This window comes from Mangrovivirga cuniculi, from assembly GCF_005166025.1.
Taxonomy (GTDB): Bacteria; Bacteroidota; Bacteroidia; order Cytophagales; family Cyclobacteriaceae; genus Mangrovivirga; species Mangrovivirga cuniculi.
The window spans coordinates 381,784-398,460 of record NZ_CP028923.1 but is presented as its reverse complement, the minus strand read 5'-3'; the positions used below and the strand labels follow the sequence as shown (position 1 = coordinate 398,460).

The following is a 16,677-nucleotide window of genomic DNA, read 5'->3' as shown; positions in this document are numbered from 1 at the left end:
TACCAAATTAGGTGAAATTGTGTACCCTTGCAAGTTAAGGTTGATGAAAAAAATCACATTTTATTGAAGTTCTTTTAAATCAGCGGCTTTCACTGCAGACCTTGCAGGTAGAAATGAAATGATAAAAGTGATCGCACAGATAGTAATCCCAGTTGCAACAAAATCTCCCCAGTACATTTTTACAGGATATGAATCAACAACAGCCGTTTGCATTCCCATGCTTATAAAACCAAACTCCTGCTGTAGATAGCAAAGGGTAAACCCGATAAGAATGCCGGCAACTGCTCCCCCAAGTGAAATGATGAACCCTTCGTAAAGAAAGATTTTTCTAATCAATTTATCAGGGCTGCCCATGGCAAATAGTATACTTATGTCCCGCCTTTTGTCTACTGCTAACATATTCAGGGAAAAGAAAATATTTATTGAGGCAACTGTCAGGATGAAAGATAAGATGATAAAGACAAAGAGTTTTTCAAGCTTAACTGCTCTCAGGATATCTGCATGTTGTTCTCTGTCTGTCAATACAGTAAAACCTGGGCCTATTGCCAATTGTATTTCTTCTTTAACATCATTTAAGTCACTTTCTTTGGAGGTCTTGATCTCAATACTCGTAACTAATCCTTCTTCGTATTCGAATAGATCAGAAGCAAATCGTAAAGGGACAATCATGAATTTTTCATCATAATGTTTTTCAATAGCAAAAGCTCCTGATGGTAATATTGATTTTCTTTTGACTGCACGGTCAGGGTTAATTAGACCAGGTTTTACCTCCTTTGGATAAAATACCTGGAGGGCTTTAAAGTCATTTTCTAATGATATTTGTAAGTCATCAAATAAACCGTAACCCATTACGGCGTAGTTAACTTCTTTATTTTTAAGATTAAAGTCACCTCTTACAATCGACCCGATAATTCTGCCCTGCTCTTTAAAGTTGTCATCTACTCCTTTTATTGTTACCAGAGTTTGAGCTTTATTGTATTTAATCAAAGCGTTATTTTCAATAACCGGGGTGATTACTTCAAGAGAGGGGATGGTGTTTAATTTTGATTCGACAGAATCAATATGAAATGTTTTTCCAACCTTAGCAGAAATCTTGATCTGGGGGTCAAAATCATTAAGCAAAGATGTTAATAAACCTTCTAATCCATTAAAAACACTCAATACAATAATCAAAGAGGCTGTAGCTATTGAAATAGCTATCATTGATACGATTGAGATCACGTGGATGAAGTTTTTCTTTTTACGTGACCAGAAATATTTTTTCGCAAAAAGATATGGGAGATTAATCATCAGTCTTCGTCTTCCTCCTGGTCATCCTCCGGTGGGATATCCAGGTCTTTCAGGATATTATCTATGCGTCCGGCATATTCTGCTCCTTCATCGAGATAAAAAATAAGCTCCGGAATAGCCCTGACTTGTTTAGCAATTCTGTTTCCAAGATGTTTTCTTAGTTCTGACTTTCTTTCATTAACATTCTCGATAAACTCATTTTTGTCTTTTATAGCCAGAAGGGAGAGATAAGCCTTAGCAACTTTCAAATCAGGAGAAACTTCAACTCTTGTAACGGTAACAAAAGCGTTCCCGATTACATTTTTCCCTTCTCTTTGAAAAATCTGGCTGAGTTCTTCCTGGATCAGCCTTGCAAACTTTAATTGTCTTTGACTTACGCTCATATTACAAATATGTCTCAAATTTTGTTATTTTTCTTGAATTTCGGCTATTTTCGGAGTCATTTTAAAGATTAACCAGCGTATCCTTGTTACAGTTTTTTAGAATAAATGATCCTTATCGCTTTGTAGCGGTTTTTTTATTAATCCTTCTGATACGGCTACCCTATTGGATATCAGGCGTATGGCTCTCGTTGCCTGAGGTAGAATGGCTATTAATCGGGGAGGAACTTGTCAATGGAAAGGTGTTATACAGGGATCTTTTTGATGACATCGGTCCGGTAAGTGCTTATTTTTATGCCGGATTGAATTTCATTTTTGGCAGAACTCAATGGCCGCTTCAAGTCGGTGGCGTATTACTAACTTTATACCAGTCAATTACCTTTAATAGAATTGCTCTCAGAAATAAGGCTTTTAATGAAAACACCTATGTTCCGGGAATGATTTATGCAGTATGCAGTAATTTGTTTCCTGATATGTACCTAATGTCTCCGGTGTTAATTAGCCTGACATTTATATTATTAGCAACAGAAAACATTTTTAAAAGGATAGAGGTAAAAACGGAAGACAGGGATTTTCTTATTACGGGTTTTTATCTTTCAATGGCAACAATGTCTTATTTACCTTCGGGTTTTTATGTGGTTTTTTGTTTATTCAGCCTTGTTTTATTTACAGGAACTGTTGCAAGAAGATACCTTTTGTTTTTTTACGGAGTTGCTTTACCCTTTGCTATCGTTTTTGTTTTGTTTTTATACCTTGACTCTTCCCTGATCTTTATGGACAACTTTGTTTTTAGTTGGTTTTCATTAGACTGGATCCAAAGATATTCAAGGGTAATGTTCTGGCTAATTTTAGCCGTCCCTGTGTTTTTCTTGTTTATTTCTGTATTTAAAACATTTGCATATGCCAGGTACACTAATTACCAGGTACGATTACAACAGGTTATGCTGATATTTTTAATTATTAGTTTATTGGTGTGGCTGGTATCAAAAGACCGTTCAATTTATCATTTATTACTTTTTGTGCCTGCATTGGCATTTTTCCTTTCTCATTATTTCCTGCTTATCAGACGTAAATGGATGGCAGAATTACAATGGATTACATTTTTAGGATGTATAATATTTGTGAATTACGGATTGTATTACGAAAGACCCTTCTTATTTGGTGTAGATGTAACTGAAAATATAAAGTTTTTGCCTTCAGAAGATAAATACTATGAAGAGGTAAATGGCAAAAGATTACTAGTAGTAGGTAATGATAAACAGTATTACAAGGAAGCCCGGTTGGCGACTCCATATTTTAATTGGGAAATATCCAGGCCATATTTCGAAAATACAGACCGGTATAATAGAATCGTACACCTTTATAATTCTTTTGTTCAGGACCCTCCCGAAGTAATCCTTGACAAAGAAAATGTTATCCCCCAAATAAAAGAATATTTACCTGTTTTGGAAGACAGGTACATATCGGATGATGGCGTGATATATCGATTGGTAGAATAATGAAATAGTCTTCTTCTTAGATAAAAAAGACTATTTCATATAATAAAAGTATATTAACAAGAGATCTTCCCTACTCTTCTTTCGTGTCTTCCTCCTTCAAAATCCGTATTTAAGAAAGTGCTCAACATTTTGAATGCAACATCCTCCTCCACAAAACGCGATGGGATACAAATTACATTGGCATTGTTGTGCTGACGGGCAAGCGCAGCCAGTTCTTCATTCCAGCAAAGAGCTGCTCTGATATCTTTATGCTTATTTGCTGTCATACATACGCCATTTCCACTACCACAGATCAGAATGCCTAATGAATCATCATTTTTTGAAACATCATCCGCTACCGGGTGAGCATAATCCGGATAATCAGTTGAATCTTCAGAATGAGTACCATGGTCTGTTACATTAAAGCCTTTATCCTTTAGATAATCAACAAACTTTTGTTTCAACCCAAATCCTGCGTGGTCTCCGCCGATAAATAATTTATTCGTCTTCATGTTTTACAAGGTCTTTTGATATTCTTTTATATAAACTCTTAGAAACTAAAATACTAATTTCATATAGGAGAAACAGTGGCATACTAATCAACAGCTGTGTAAAGATATCAGGTGGTGTGATCATTGCTGATAAAAACAGTATGATTATAAATGCGTGTCTTCTGTAAGTTTTTAAATAATTCGGCGTTACTATTCCTGCCTTTGTAAGGAAGTAAACGACAACAGGTAACTGAAAGGTTATACCACAAGCTAAAACAAGGGTAGCCAAGAACCCAACATAGGAAGCAAGGTCAATTTCATTTTCAAACTCTGCAGTAATAGAATAATGGTACAGGAAGTTGAAGGAAAAAGGAGATATAACGAAATAACCAAAGCAAACACCTAACAGAAATAATGCTGTTACAAAGAAAACAGCTCCGCGAGAAGCGTTTTTTTCCTCCATGTGTAGGCCAGGCTTAATGAATCTCCAAATTTCAAAAAAGGCGTAAGGAAAAGCGCAAATAAACCCGAGCATGATAGAATACTTGATGTCAGCCATAAACTGTCCGGCGATTTGCCTGTTGTAAAGAGTGATTTTAAAATCGTCAATACATAAAGCCGGGATATTTAGTTGTTCTCCGAGCTTACAAAAAAGCTTAAAAGTAATAAAGTCCGACTTTCCGGGACCCATAATTACTTCACCGAATAAAAACTCACTAAAAATGAAGGCAAGGACTCCAAACACCAGTATGGAAGCCAGCGACCGTATGATATGCCACCTCAGTTCTTCGAGGTGTTCAAGGAAGGTCATTTCATTTTGTTCTTGTGCCACTGTAGTTTTTTTATAAGCGCAAAATTAAAAAAAGCACAGGCTAATGAAAGCCTATGCTGTTAAGATTATTTAAATGGATCAAAATTATACATATAATTCAAATCCGCTCATCCATTCATTAATGTCTTTTTTGATTTTGCCTACCTTTTCTTCGTTTTCAATATTTGTTAGGACTTCATCAATAAAACCAACGATTTTTTTCATATCATCTTCCTTCATTCCCCTGGTCGTAACTGCTGCTGTACCAACACGCATACCTGAAGTGACAAAAGGTGACTTATCATCAAATGGAACCATGTTTTTATTGATAGTTATATCAGCATTAACTAATCCATTCTCCGCTTCTTTACCAGTAATACCCTTTGATCTCAGGTCGATTAGCATCAGATGATTGTCTGTTCCACCGGAAATAATATCATAACCTTTTCCTACAAAAGCATCAGCCATCGCTTTTGCATTTTTTTCCACCTGGACAATATAGTTAAAATATTCATCTGTTAGAGCTTCTCCGTAAGCTACAGCTTTTGCAGCTATAACATGTTCTAACGGACCACCCTGTGTACCAGGGAACACTCCCCCATCAAGAAGCTGGGTCATTTTTTTGGTTGTTCCTTTCGGTGTCTTTATTCCAAATGGATTCTCAAAATCTTCTCTCATTAAAATCATACCACCACGAGGACCTCTTAAAGTTTTATGTGTAGTGGTAGTTACAATATGACAGAATTCAAGCGGGTCATTTAATAGTCCACGAGCAATCAGGCCGCTAGGGTGTGAAATATCAGCGAGAAGAATTGCTCCTATTTCATCAGCAACAGTTCTGAATCTGGAATAATCCCAGTCACGGCTGTATGCAGAGGCACCGCAAATAATTAATTTTGGCTTTTCTTTTCTTGCAGTTTCTTCCATCTGATCATAATCGATTAAGCCGGTTTCTTTGTCTACTCCGTAAAAGAAAGGCTGATATAGTTTGCCGCTGAAATTCACTGTCGAACCGTGGGTAAGGTGACCTCCGTGAGATAAGTCAAATCCCAGAATCTTATCTCCCGCATTTAATAAAGCCAGCATTACAGCCGAGTTCGCCTGTGCCCCTGAGTGTGGCTGAACATTTGCCCACGTTGCACCAAATAATTCACAAGCACGTTGGATTGCCAAATTTTCGACTTCATCAACTACTTCACAACCCCCGTAATAACGTTTTCCTGGCAGGCCTTCAGCATATTTGTTTGTTAATACACTGCCCATAGCTTCCATTACCTGTGGAGAAGTAAAATTTTCTGAAGCGATCAATTCTATTCCTTCCTCCTGACGCCTCTTTTCCTGAGCGATTAAGTCAAAAATTTTCTGGTCTCTATACATGATTGTGATATTGTTAAATCAGTTGCAAAATTAATTGGGGAATGCCGTATTACAAAACAAACGAGTGCCATTAGACTACTCTTTTTACCATTTATCAATTTAAACCCCCGAATGGCGAGTTTTTAATGTATTTATTCTTCGGTGCTGCTAAATTAACCTCAAAATTAGTAATCATGAAAAATATTTTTCTTAACATTTTCTTTTTAAGCTTTTTTGCTTGTTTGATTTCCTGCGATTATTCCGATGGAGTAAGAGGATCTGGCAATAAAGTTGATCGTGAAGAAGGATTATCACCTTTTTCTGAAGTTGAATTTAAAGGAAACTTTGAAGTTCACCTTCACCAGGCCGATGATTATAAATTGCTGATCGAGGCAGATGATAATCTAATGAGACTAATTGAAGTCGATGAATCAAACGGCAGACTTGAAATCGAAACTACTGAGAATATTTATGATGCGGATGACATTCGTATTGACTTATATTTTCCTGATATAGAAAAAATCAATGTTTCAGGAGCAGTGGATTTAAAAAATGAAGGTACTTTAATCCTTGATAAATTAAATATGGATCTTGGAGGTGCCGGTGCTATAAATCTTACCCTGGAAACAGATGAAACAATAATTGATGTTTCAGGTGCAGGAGGAATTAAATTAAGAGGCTTCACTGAATTTTTAGCGGTTAGCCTGAGTGGAGCCGGAGGACTTGATGCCAAAAACCTGGTAGCTAGTAATGCAGATTTGGAGATCAGTGGTGTAGGCGGAGCCCAGGTGTGCGTAAGAGAAGTTTTAGATGCAGAAATATCAGGTATTGGTGGAGTACAGTATTATTGCAAACCAAAAGAGATCAGGGAAGATATTAACGGATTAGGTTCTATTAGCGAAGGAAATAATAAAGACAACGATAATGACGAGGATTATTAACAAATCTTCAAAATAGTTATAGTATAAGCGGGTTATTGTTACCCGCTTTTTTTGTTTATGGCTTTTTGTGCGATATTTGTTTAATAAGCAAAAAACCAATATAAAGTGAAATTAGAAGACTTAAGAAAGAAGATTGATAATCTGGATGATCAAATTCTGGACTTGCTTAATGAGCGAATGGAAATTGTCAATAGCGTTGGACAATTAAAAAGATCTTCTAATTCTATAATTTACAGGCCTGAAAGGGAAAAGGCTATAATCGACAGATTAACCAGTCGGTCAAAAGGGTTAATGAAGCAAAAGTCTATAGAGGCTGTTTTCCTTGAAATATTTGCAGTTAGCAGAAATCTTGAGCTTCCGGAAAGAGTCGCTTTCTTAGGTCCTGAGGGAAGTTTCACGCATCAGGCAGCTGAAAGTAGGTTTGGTGCTAATAGTGAATACCTGTCTATAAAATCTATTTCTTCTGTATTTGAGACGATCAGTGCCGGAAGAGCGAGGTTTGGAGTAGTTCCTGTGGAAAACAATCAGGAAGGTATCGTACAGGAAACTATAGACTTGATTGGGAGGCATGATCTTCATATTGTGGCAGAAATACCTTTACCTATTCATTTTTCCTTTGCTACAATGCAGGAAAAGATATCAGGGATCAAGAAGATTTATTCAAAAGATATTGCGTTCAGGCAATGCCGTAATTTTTTAGATGATCTTTTTGGAGACCAGGTTGAGTTAATTCCGGTCAATAGTACATCTACAGCCGTCAAAATATCTAAAGATGAACCTAATTCGGCAGCAATCTGTTCTCATATTGCCGCTAAAGAATATGGCTTACCGATTCTTTTTGAAAACATTGAAGATTCTGATACTAATCACACACGATTTTGGATTCTTGCTAAAGATATGATCAATCAGCCTTCACATCAAAATAAGACTAGTTTACTGGCAAAACTTCCCGATTCACCAGGTAGTCTGGCTAGTTTTCTTGAAGCATTTCACACTGCAGGTATAAACCTCTCGAAAGTCGAAAGCCGTCCGGCAAAAGAAGGTAAGAAATTTAAATACTGGTTTTTCGTTGAATGCGATGGACATTTTCAGGATGCCAAAATTCAGGATGCACTTGCTCCATTTATAAAAAATGTAAAGTGGCTGGGCTCATATGTAAAGCTTTGCTAAACTATTTGATAGTTTACCGGTTTACATTTTGTGGAAATTACGATAAAAACAAAAATAAATAAGCCGGTAAAAGAGGTAGAATCAGGATTTAATAAAAACCTATTCAACCACCTTAGCCCTCCATTCCCGAAACTATCAGTATTAAGGTTTGATGGGATAAATAAGGGAGGAATTACCCATCTTAAGCTTAATTTTTTGCTTTTTAAGCAAGAATGGATCAGCTATAACACTCATTCGGCAAGTTCTACAAAGGGGTTTTATTTTATCGATACAGGAGAAAAACTACCTTTTCCATTGAAAAAATGGAAACACAGGCATGTTGTTTTTGGAAATAGTAGCTCATGTATTGTTGATAGGGTAAAGTATTCTACAGGAATTAAATTGATCGACCTGATTATCTTTCCTGCTATGTGGTTAATGTTCTATGGAAGAAAACCGTCTTACAAATCCTACTATCATCAGTAACCCTAAATGGGTGATTTTTTAAAATTTCATATTGCTTTTTTGCATTTTAAAGGCATTTGATTCGCTAAATAAATCCATTGTCAATATTTTTCGTTAATATAATTGTCCTTAGTGAGATATAATGAAAAAGATTTTACGCAATATTATATTAACTATAATTATTCTTTCAGCCGGATCAGTGTTCGAATTAAAAAGTCAAAGCACGAAAATCGGTTTTGAGCTGACTTCCGATGTCAGGCGTATAACTATACCCTTCGAAAAATATAATAACCTGATTATAGTGCCGGTTCTCCTGAATGAAAAAATACCTCTTAAATTCATACTTGACACCGGTGTTAGAAATGCTATTTTAACTGAAAAAACAATATGCGACCTGATCCAAATGGAATATGATCGACAGGTCTTTCTTTCTGACGCCTCAGGGACTCATGTTATTACTGCCTTTGTTGCAAGTAATAACACATTAGCTTTACCCGGTGTAAAAGGCCATAGTCAGGCTTTACTTGTCCTTGAAAACGACTATCTGAAACTTAAAAATAATATTGGGATAGATGTACATGGCATCCTTGGCTATGAATTATTCAAAAATTTTGTAGTTCAAATTGATTATGATGACAGGGAAATAATTTTACACGACCCTGAATATTTTAAGCCAAGAAGAAGCTATGAAAAATTTGATATGGAAATTACTGAAGGCAAACCATACATCTATGTTCCATTAAGCCTAGATGATTCAACGAATGTTAAAAGTAAACTAATGGTGGATACCGGTGCCTCTCATAGCCTGATGTTAAGTACTGAGTCACATGAAAAAATTTCTGTTCCTGAAGAAAACATTGAGTCTGTGATAGGAAGAGGGCTCGGTGGTTATATAAACGGTAACCTCGGCAGGATTGCTGAGTTGAGGTTAAAAGACTATGATCTGGAGGAGGTAATTGCCTCATTTCCTGAAGGGGATACCTACCTGGAAGCTACAAAAAATGATGATAGAAATGGGACCATCGGTGGCGGAGTATTAAACAGGTTCACTGTTGTGTTTGATTACCAAAACAATAAGTTTTATCTCAAAAAGAATAAGTATTTTAAAGATCCTTTTGAATTGAATATGACCGGGTTAGAGATAATGGCTGACGGACCTCGCCTGGATCAGGTAACGATTCACTATGTTAGAAAGGATTCCCCGGCAGATCGAGCTGGCATCATTGCGGGTGATAAAATACTTAAAATAAATTCTAATAAAGTGGAGAATATAGAGCTTTGGGAGATCTCAGACCTGTTTAGCAGAAGAGAAGGGAAAAAACTCAAACTTGTCCTTCAGCGAGGTGATGAAGTATTCAAGAGGAAAATTGAATTGGAAAGAGTATTATAAAAGAGGCCGGAAAATATTCCGGCCTTTATTTTTTTAATAGAAAACTGCGTTACCATATAATATTAACCCTTCATACCAAAAGCATCTTAAAAGAGGGTTATCTATTAAATAAATAACTTTACCCTCACCCAGATTTTTTGTAGCAAACCCTAGAGATCCTTCAAGGTCTTGTTTCAGGTTAACTCCAACGAATCCGTCTACCACGGAATTATTTTCCAGGTATCCGACATTCCATCCGTTTTTTAATAGTTTATATGTGTTGTTATTTGTTTTAAGACCTCTGTATGAAGAACCAAGTCCAAAAGCCAGGGGATGTGTATCATCGAGAGAATAATCTAAAATAGCCCCTGCAGTATAGTTTTTTAATGCGTTTCTTTCAGATCTGCCATAAGATCTGACTCTCGTTTTATAATTGTAAGTTTCAGTGTTTTCTTCTTCTTTTTTACCTGAATTTGTTTTTTCAAGTGCCAATTCGGTCTTTTCGGGATTAAGTTTATCAATGGAGCCTCCAATTAATATTAACTTTCCACCAGATCTTACCCAATCTTCTAATTTTTTGATTTTTTCTTCACTAATACCAGAGTATCTTCCATGAGGTAATATTATTGTATTCACTTCATTCATATAATCTTCATCAAAATAATTCGGACGAACAACATGAGGCTGATAGCTGACTAATTGTTCAAAATAATACCAGTTTTCACCAAATGATAAAGGAGAAGTGTCTTTTCCGGATAATAGTGCAATTTCTGGTTTTTCTATTAATCGATATGATGCCGATCCAAAATCAGGACCGGAAGAAGCAAACCCAGATGAAATTGAATAGATATCAACATCAGTTTCTTTGGTGATATCCATCAGTTTGTTATAAAAATCAACAACCGTCGAACGGTTTAAACTTCCTGTAATGATTAGGGTTCCCCGTTTAAACTTATTTTCATTTGTTGAAAACGGTTCTGTTGCTAAATGGACTTTAATGTTTTGAGTCAGGCATTGTGCAAGAAACCGGTGGCTTCTAAGTCCCTGGAATGGGATCGCATATGAATAAGCATTCTCATCAGGAAGTAATTGTGACTCATCGTTCAATTTTTCATTTTTTATAGAAATAGAACTTGTTACAGCAGAAGCCTGCAAACCATAGGCATGAAATAGTGACCAGGACGTGATATCATAAGTTATACTATCAGCTAATTTCGTTTTAGGTTCGAGTAGCACTCGGGTTAATACAGATTTAGGCTGGTCTACAGGTACAACAATATCATCTTCATTTACTTCAATTGTTTGCTCATTGATTGTGGAATAATCGTATCCTTTAAAAGACTTATTTATTCCGGCTTTTCCATATATGATGTTATGAGCGTCGAGGATTTTTAACATATCCTCAACTTTTTTTGGATTATTGTCTTTTGAAATAACAAATGAACGGTATTTACCAGGATTCTTTCTTGAAGAGTTGAAGTACTCACTGAAGTTATTTAGTAAATCCTGTCGGTTTTCAGCAGCTGTACGAATAGTTGATATCCCACTGGTAAAATGATGTTCAAGGCGATCTTTAAGTGTTAGTGTATCACCTCCGGGCAACTTTATTCCTAACCCTGCGAATGAATGTCCAGCTTGCTCATAAGTCATGCCTATGCTGCCACTAAACATTGGATAAGTATCACCATAACTTGGGTATAATAGATCAAATCTTTCTTTAGTAAAATACAACCATCCTTTTTCATCAAAACTGGTTGCATTATTCTTTCCTATCTGAATTTGAAATTCCCTTTGCCAGTCAGAGATTAATTCGTGAAACGGTTCGGCAGCGGGAGCAAAATAATAGGGAGAAGTATGACTCTGTTCGTGGAAATCCACATGTATTTGAGGCATCCATTCATTATAAACCTTTAATCTTTGCTTTGATTCGATTTGTGTTACCCAGGCCCAGTCTCTATTCAGGTCGAATAAATAATGGTTCTGTCTTCCTCCCGGCCATGGTTCGTGGTGCTCTCTGCCAATCGGGTCTACATCCGGTTTATTGTTTGCTACTTGTTTGTACCAATGCACATATCTGTCACGCCCGTCAGGATTCAGGCATGGGTCTATAATTACTACGGTGTTGTCAAGGAGTTCAGTGCTTTCAGGCCCTCCCGTAACTAATTTATATGCAGTTTTCATTGAAGCTTCCGTACTGTTCGCTTCATTGCCATGAACATTGTAACTCAACCATACGATTGCCGGATCCGAATTATTTGCACTTGTGGATCCTGTATTCACCCTTTCAATATTGCGGGTCTTTATTTTTTCGATATTTTTAAGATTATCCTCAGAGGTAATAATAGCATAAAGTAAAGGCCGGTTTTCGTAAGTACGACCATATTCTATAAGTTTTATCTTTTCCGGATTTTCTTCTGCTATATGACTAAAGTAATCAACAACACGATGATGGTACGTAAATTGCTCTCCTAATTCATATCCGAGAAACTCAGATGGCGACTTAGTTTGTGAGAAAGAAAGTACCGAAAAAAAGGCAAATACAAATAGTGTAAATAATTTTTTCATAAATTCGTTTTTCAAATTGAAAACATCATTGAGTTATCAACGTATCTAAATTAGTTTATTAGACATACAGACAACTGGTTATGCAATTAAAAGATTTTCTATTTATTTTTTTTGTTTCAACAATTATTAGTTTTTCCTCGATAGCCCAAAATGGCTATGAGCTCGATATTACAGTAGCTGACATGCCGGAAAAAGAGGTATTCCTTGGGTATTATTTTGATGGAAAAACATACGCTAAAGACACCGTCAAGGCAGATTCTGAAGGCCACATGGTTTTTTCAGGAGAAGAGGCTCTTCCGGAAGGTGTTTATTTTTTAATGGCAGACAAACAAAAGTTATTTGATTTTACTGTCGGTGACGACCAACATTTTAAACTGGTCGCTCCAACTCAAAACTATATAGTTGATATGAAGATAGAGGGTTCAACAGGAAATGAGCTTTTCTATAAGAATATGAGATTCAATTTTGAACAAAACCAAAAAGCAAAGCCTTATTTAGCTGTTTTAAAAGATTCGACTGCCAGTAAAGAGCAATTAAGCGCGGCACAAAAAGAATTTGATAAGATAAATGAAGAGGTTATCGATTTTCAGGATTCTGTTATCGAAAATTATCCTAATTCAGTGTTAGGTAAAATGATGGCCGCCAACAAACCAGTTGATGTGCCGGAAAGTATGAAAGATGATCGGGAGCTGGCATATGAGTATTACAAAAATCATTTCTTCGACAATATTGATTTATCAGACCCTATCTATTTGCGATTGCCTAATCAGATTGTTAAAGAAAAGCTAGATACATACTTTGATAAAGTATTAGCTCAAAACCCTGACACATTGATTAATGAAATAGACAGGGTTGCTAAAATGGCTTCTTCAAATGAGGATATGTACAGGTTTGTCATCTGGAATATGGTATTGAAATACCAAAACCCAAAAATCATGGGGCTTGATAAGGTATTTGTTCACATAAATGACAAATACTTTCAGTCGGGTGCTATGGATTACTGGGCAAGTCCATCACTTAAAAAGAATTTGGGAGAATATTCAGATAAATTACGCAAGAGCTTGATTGGTATGAAAGGTCCTAACCTGATCATGCAGGATGTTGACCTGAATAAAAAGTCACTGTATAACATCGATAAAAAATACACGGTAATTTATTTTTTCGATCCTGATTGTGGCCATTGTAAAAAGGAAACGCCGGTTTTAGTTGACTTTTATAACAACACGAATTTTGATGTGGAGGTCTTTGCTGTCAGCACTGACACTAGTATGACTAAAATGAAGGACTATATTGGTGAAATGAATATGAATTTCATAACAGTGAATGGACCAAGAACATTTGTTGGCAATTATCAGAATTTATATGATGCATATTCAACTCCGACTATTTATATTCTGGATGAGAACAAAAAGATCATTGCCAAAAAACTTCCCGCTGGCCGGATAGAAGAATTTTTGGAAAATTACGAGAAAGCACAAAATTAAGCATCTATAATACCTCGGGCCATTCCCTTGAAAATAAAAGCATGGAATGGTAAGACCGAATACCAGTAAAGTCTTCCTGCTAATCCTTTAGGTCTGAAGGTGGCAGTTTGTACCAGGCAGGATTCGGTCTTATTTTTTTCTTTAATTTTAAATTCCAGCCAGGCTTCTCCTGGTAATTTCATCTCAGCATATAGTAACAATCTTCCTTTTTCACGGTCTGCTACCAGAACTCTCCAAAAATCAAGTGCGTCCCCGGGCTTTAGGTCTTTAGCATCTCTTCTACCCCTTCTCAACCCAACACCACCAACTATTTTATCAAGTAACCCCCTGATTTCCCATAAGAAATCACCGTAGTACCAGCCCTTAGTACCACCAATGCTAAAGACATTTTCAATTACTTGCCTTTTGGGCCTGTCGAAGGAAAACTTTCTAATGTCGTCAAAAACACCATATTGAGGCACCTTTATTCTGTCAAGAAAATCTTCACGTATATATTTATACCCTATAGTATCTTTCCAGCTACTTATTACCCTGTTTTGAGCAACTCTGTCAAGTGCTAGCGAAACAGCATTTTGGTAGGTGAGCAACTCCGAAGATATCGTTTCCTGAATTCGATTATCTTCTGCTGTTACCTCATTTTTCATTGAATCCACAAGAGATACAGCTAACTTGTAGTTAGTTGATGTTACAAAATATAACCAGTAGCTTGAAAGCCTGGGGCTCATTACCGGTAAGGTAAAAATATATCTTTTTAAGCCTCTGACTTCAGCGTAGCCTAAAAGCATCTCTTTATATGTTAAAATCTCAGGGCCACCGATATCAAAGGTCTGATCGTATACTTTCTTATTATTGGCACATTTAAGTAAATATTCAATTACGTTTCGAATTGCAATCGGCTGACATTTGGTGTTCAACCACTTGGGGGTCACCATTACAGGAAGCTTTTCAGCAAGATCTCTGATTATTTCGAATGAAGCGCTTCCTGATCCGATTATAATAGCCGCTCGTAGTACAGTTACATGACATTTACTTGATTTAAGGATCTTTTCGACTTCTAACCTGGACTTAAGGTGATTAGATAGGTTATCATCGTTGACTATTCCACTAAGATATATTAATTGTTTACAAGAGGATTTGTCAACGAATTCCTTAAATAAAGTAGCAATGTTTTGTTCGACTGTTTCAAATCCCGAACCTTTTGCCATTGCATGGATTAAGAAATATCCCACATCAAAATCCTTAGGTAGTTTTTGGTAATCTTCTTTGACCGACAAGTCACTTTCAATTACTTCTATATTTTCAAGCTCCTTTTCAGTAAAATCTTCATAATCAAATCGACGAGTATCTCGAACCGGACAAATTATTTGGTGCCCTTCTTCAATTAAGACGGGTAACAATCTTCTTCCTATATAACCTGTTGATCCTGTTAGTAGTATTTTCATTGCATATAAAACAATCGATATTGCCTGATTGTTACATTTATTAAATTATGCATAAAAAAGTGTTTCTCGAAGAAAAGATCTGCCCCGTTTGTAAAAGACCTTTTAAATGGAGAAAAAAGTGGGAAAAAAACTGGGATAACGTTAGATATTGTAGCAAAAAGTGCCGTAGAAATAAATGAAAATGAGTCGTAAAGCAATTTATTGGTTCCAATCCGATCTGAGAATTCATGATCAGCCTGTGCTAAGCAATCTTAATCGATCTTTTGATGAGCTTTTATGTCTTTACATAATTCCTGATAAATGGTTTAATAATCCTTTTGGACTTGATTTCAACAGGTTTGGCAAATATAGAATGAAGTTTTTGAATGAAACTTTAGTTGACCTTGATCAGTCTTTAAAGAAATTAGGTCAGAAACTCGCTGTGCTAAAAGGGAATCCGGCTGAAATAATTTCAAATATATTTCATGAACATAGTATTGATCAGGTTTTTACCCAGGCTCAATATGCATCTGAAGAACGCGATGACAATATCAGGCTTGAAGAATTGATAGGAAATAAAAATTTAAAAACTCATCAATCCCTGGTGATGACAAATCCTCAATCTTTACCTTTTGAATTGGATTCATTACCATTTGGATTTACTTCCTTTCGAAAAAAAATTGAAAAAGTTTATTCTGTCGCAGACTCTTACGATGATGTAAAGGAATTGCCTCCGGTAATAAGTTCTTTTGAGTTTGAAAAATGGCCCGAAGAATTAATTTTAAAAAATGTGGATCCCGATATTCCTGAAAAAACAGCTTTTCCCTTCAAGGGAGGAGAGAGTTCCGCTCTGGAGAGAATGAAAAACTATATTTGGAACAATCAGCAAATACTAAGTTATAAATCAACGCGAAATGGACTCGTGGGAACAGAATACAGTAGTAAATTCTCCCCATGGTTAGCCAATGGCTCATTATCTGCCAGGAGGGTATATCAGGAAGTAAAAAAGTTCGAAAATGAAGTAAAGAGTAATAACAGCACTTATTGGTTGATTTTTGAGCTGTTATGGCGTGACTTCTTTCATTATCAAGCACTTAAGTATGGTGATGATTTTTTTAAAGAAGGAGGAATAAAACAAAGAAAAAAAGAATGGCAGTACGATAAAGACCTATTCGATAGATGGCGTAGTGGGCGAACAGGCGTAGATTTTATCGATGCCAATATGGTGGAGTTAAAAGAAACAGGGTTTATGAGTAACCGTGGTAGACAAAACGTAGCTTCCTGGCTTGCTCATGATTATAAAATTGATTGGCGTTGGGGTGCTTATTGGTTTGAGCATTGCCTGATTGATTATGATCCGTGTTCTAATTATGGAAATTGGATGTATGTGTCCGGAGTAGGAAATGATTCAGTTACTGACCGAAGGTTCAACCCTGAGTTACAGGCTGAAAAATACGATGAGGGGGTCAGTTTGTAA

Annotated in this window: 15 protein-coding genes; 8 read left to right on the top strand and 7 right to left on the bottom strand. The window is 36.2% G+C overall.

The features are described 5' to 3' along the window. Positions 1–60 precede the first annotated feature (60 nt). Both DCC35_RS01885 and rbfA read right to left on the bottom strand, forming a co-directional pair. Complete coding sequence (locus DCC35_RS01885) at positions 61–1,290, bottom strand: ABC transporter permease (RefSeq protein WP_137089191.1); 1,230 nt, start codon at positions 1,288–1,290, stop codon at positions 61–63. Next, positions 1,290–1,673 (bottom strand): 30S ribosome-binding factor RbfA, encoded by a 384-nt coding sequence (gene rbfA / locus DCC35_RS01880; protein ID WP_137089190.1) that lies wholly within the window; start codon positions 1,671–1,673, stop codon positions 1,290–1,292. The genes DCC35_RS01885 and rbfA overlap by 1 nt, the downstream gene beginning before the upstream one ends. 83 nt (positions 1,674–1,756) lie before the next feature. On the opposite strand from rbfA, the gene DCC35_RS01875 reads away from it, so the two are divergent. Further along, entirely contained in the window at positions 1,757–3,169 is a 1,413-nt protein-coding gene (locus DCC35_RS01875; protein WP_137089189.1) for a hypothetical protein, read from the top strand. Between the two features lie 53 nt (positions 3,170–3,222). Here DCC35_RS01875 and rpiB read toward each other — a convergent pair whose 3' ends face one another. The 3 genes from rpiB to DCC35_RS01860 all read right to left on the bottom strand — a co-directional run bounded on the left by rpiB (position 3,223) and on the right by DCC35_RS01860 (position 5,827). Next, on the bottom strand, positions 3,223–3,660 hold the full coding sequence (rpiB, locus tag DCC35_RS01870) for a ribose 5-phosphate isomerase B (RefSeq protein WP_137089188.1): 438 nt from the start codon (positions 3,658–3,660) through the stop codon (positions 3,223–3,225). Then, complete coding sequence (gene tatC / locus DCC35_RS01865) at positions 3,647–4,471, bottom strand: twin-arginine translocase subunit TatC (protein WP_246070124.1); 825 nt, start codon at positions 4,469–4,471, stop codon at positions 3,647–3,649. The genes rpiB and tatC overlap by 14 nt, the downstream gene beginning before the upstream one ends. Before the next feature lie 84 nt (positions 4,472–4,555). Further along, complete coding sequence (locus tag DCC35_RS01860) at positions 4,556–5,827, bottom strand: serine hydroxymethyltransferase (RefSeq protein WP_137089187.1); 1,272 nt, start codon at positions 5,825–5,827, stop codon at positions 4,556–4,558. 173 nt (positions 5,828–6,000) lie between these two features. On the opposite strand from DCC35_RS01860, the gene DCC35_RS01855 reads away from it, so the two are divergent. From DCC35_RS01855 to DCC35_RS01840, 4 genes are all read left to right on the top strand, one after another. Beyond that, complete coding sequence (locus DCC35_RS01855) at positions 6,001–6,747, top strand: head GIN domain-containing protein (protein ID WP_175402678.1); 747 nt, start codon at positions 6,001–6,003, stop codon at positions 6,745–6,747. 105 nt (positions 6,748–6,852) lie between these two features. Next, positions 6,853–7,917 (top strand): prephenate dehydratase, encoded by a 1,065-nt coding sequence (gene pheA / locus DCC35_RS01850; RefSeq protein WP_137089185.1) that lies wholly within the window; start codon positions 6,853–6,855, stop codon positions 7,915–7,917. Positions 7,918–7,947: 30 nt separating this feature from the next. Next, positions 7,948–8,382: a hypothetical protein gene (locus tag DCC35_RS01845; protein WP_137089184.1), complete on the top strand. Its 435-nt coding sequence runs from the start codon at positions 7,948–7,950 to the stop codon at positions 8,380–8,382. Between the two features lie 121 nt (positions 8,383–8,503). Beyond that, complete coding sequence (locus DCC35_RS01840) at positions 8,504–9,751, top strand: aspartyl protease family protein (protein WP_137089183.1); 1,248 nt, start codon at positions 8,504–8,506, stop codon at positions 9,749–9,751. 33 nt (positions 9,752–9,784) lie between these two features. On the opposite strand, the gene DCC35_RS01835 is transcribed toward DCC35_RS01840, so the two are convergent. Continuing rightward, positions 9,785–12,295 (bottom strand): M14 metallopeptidase family protein, encoded by a 2,511-nt coding sequence (locus DCC35_RS01835; protein ID WP_137089182.1) that lies wholly within the window; start codon positions 12,293–12,295, stop codon positions 9,785–9,787. A gap of 80 nt (positions 12,296–12,375) precedes the next feature. Here DCC35_RS01835 and DCC35_RS01830 point away from each other — a divergent pair, with 80 nt between their 5' ends. Further along, positions 12,376–13,779, top strand: coding sequence for a thioredoxin-like domain-containing protein (locus DCC35_RS01830; RefSeq protein WP_137089181.1), 1,404 nt, complete (start codon positions 12,376–12,378; stop codon positions 13,777–13,779). Here the strand turns inward: DCC35_RS01830 and DCC35_RS01825 are convergent. Beyond that, a complete protein-coding gene (locus DCC35_RS01825) occupies positions 13,776–15,221 on the bottom strand; it encodes an SDR family oxidoreductase (RefSeq protein WP_137089180.1) in 1,446 nt (481 codons plus the stop codon). The two genes, DCC35_RS01830 and DCC35_RS01825, sit on opposite strands and share 4 nt — an antisense overlap. Positions 15,222–15,268: 47 nt before the next feature. Between DCC35_RS01825 and DCC35_RS01820 the strand changes: the two genes are divergently transcribed. Both DCC35_RS01820 and DCC35_RS01815 read left to right on the top strand, forming a co-directional pair. Then, on the top strand, positions 15,269–15,400 hold the full coding sequence (locus tag DCC35_RS01820; RefSeq protein WP_217495903.1) for a DUF2256 domain-containing protein: 132 nt from the start codon (positions 15,269–15,271) through the stop codon (positions 15,398–15,400). Positions 15,401–15,402: 2 nt separating this feature from the next. Next, positions 15,403–16,677, top strand: coding sequence for a DASH family cryptochrome (locus DCC35_RS01815; protein WP_175402677.1), 1,275 nt, complete (start codon positions 15,403–15,405; stop codon positions 16,675–16,677).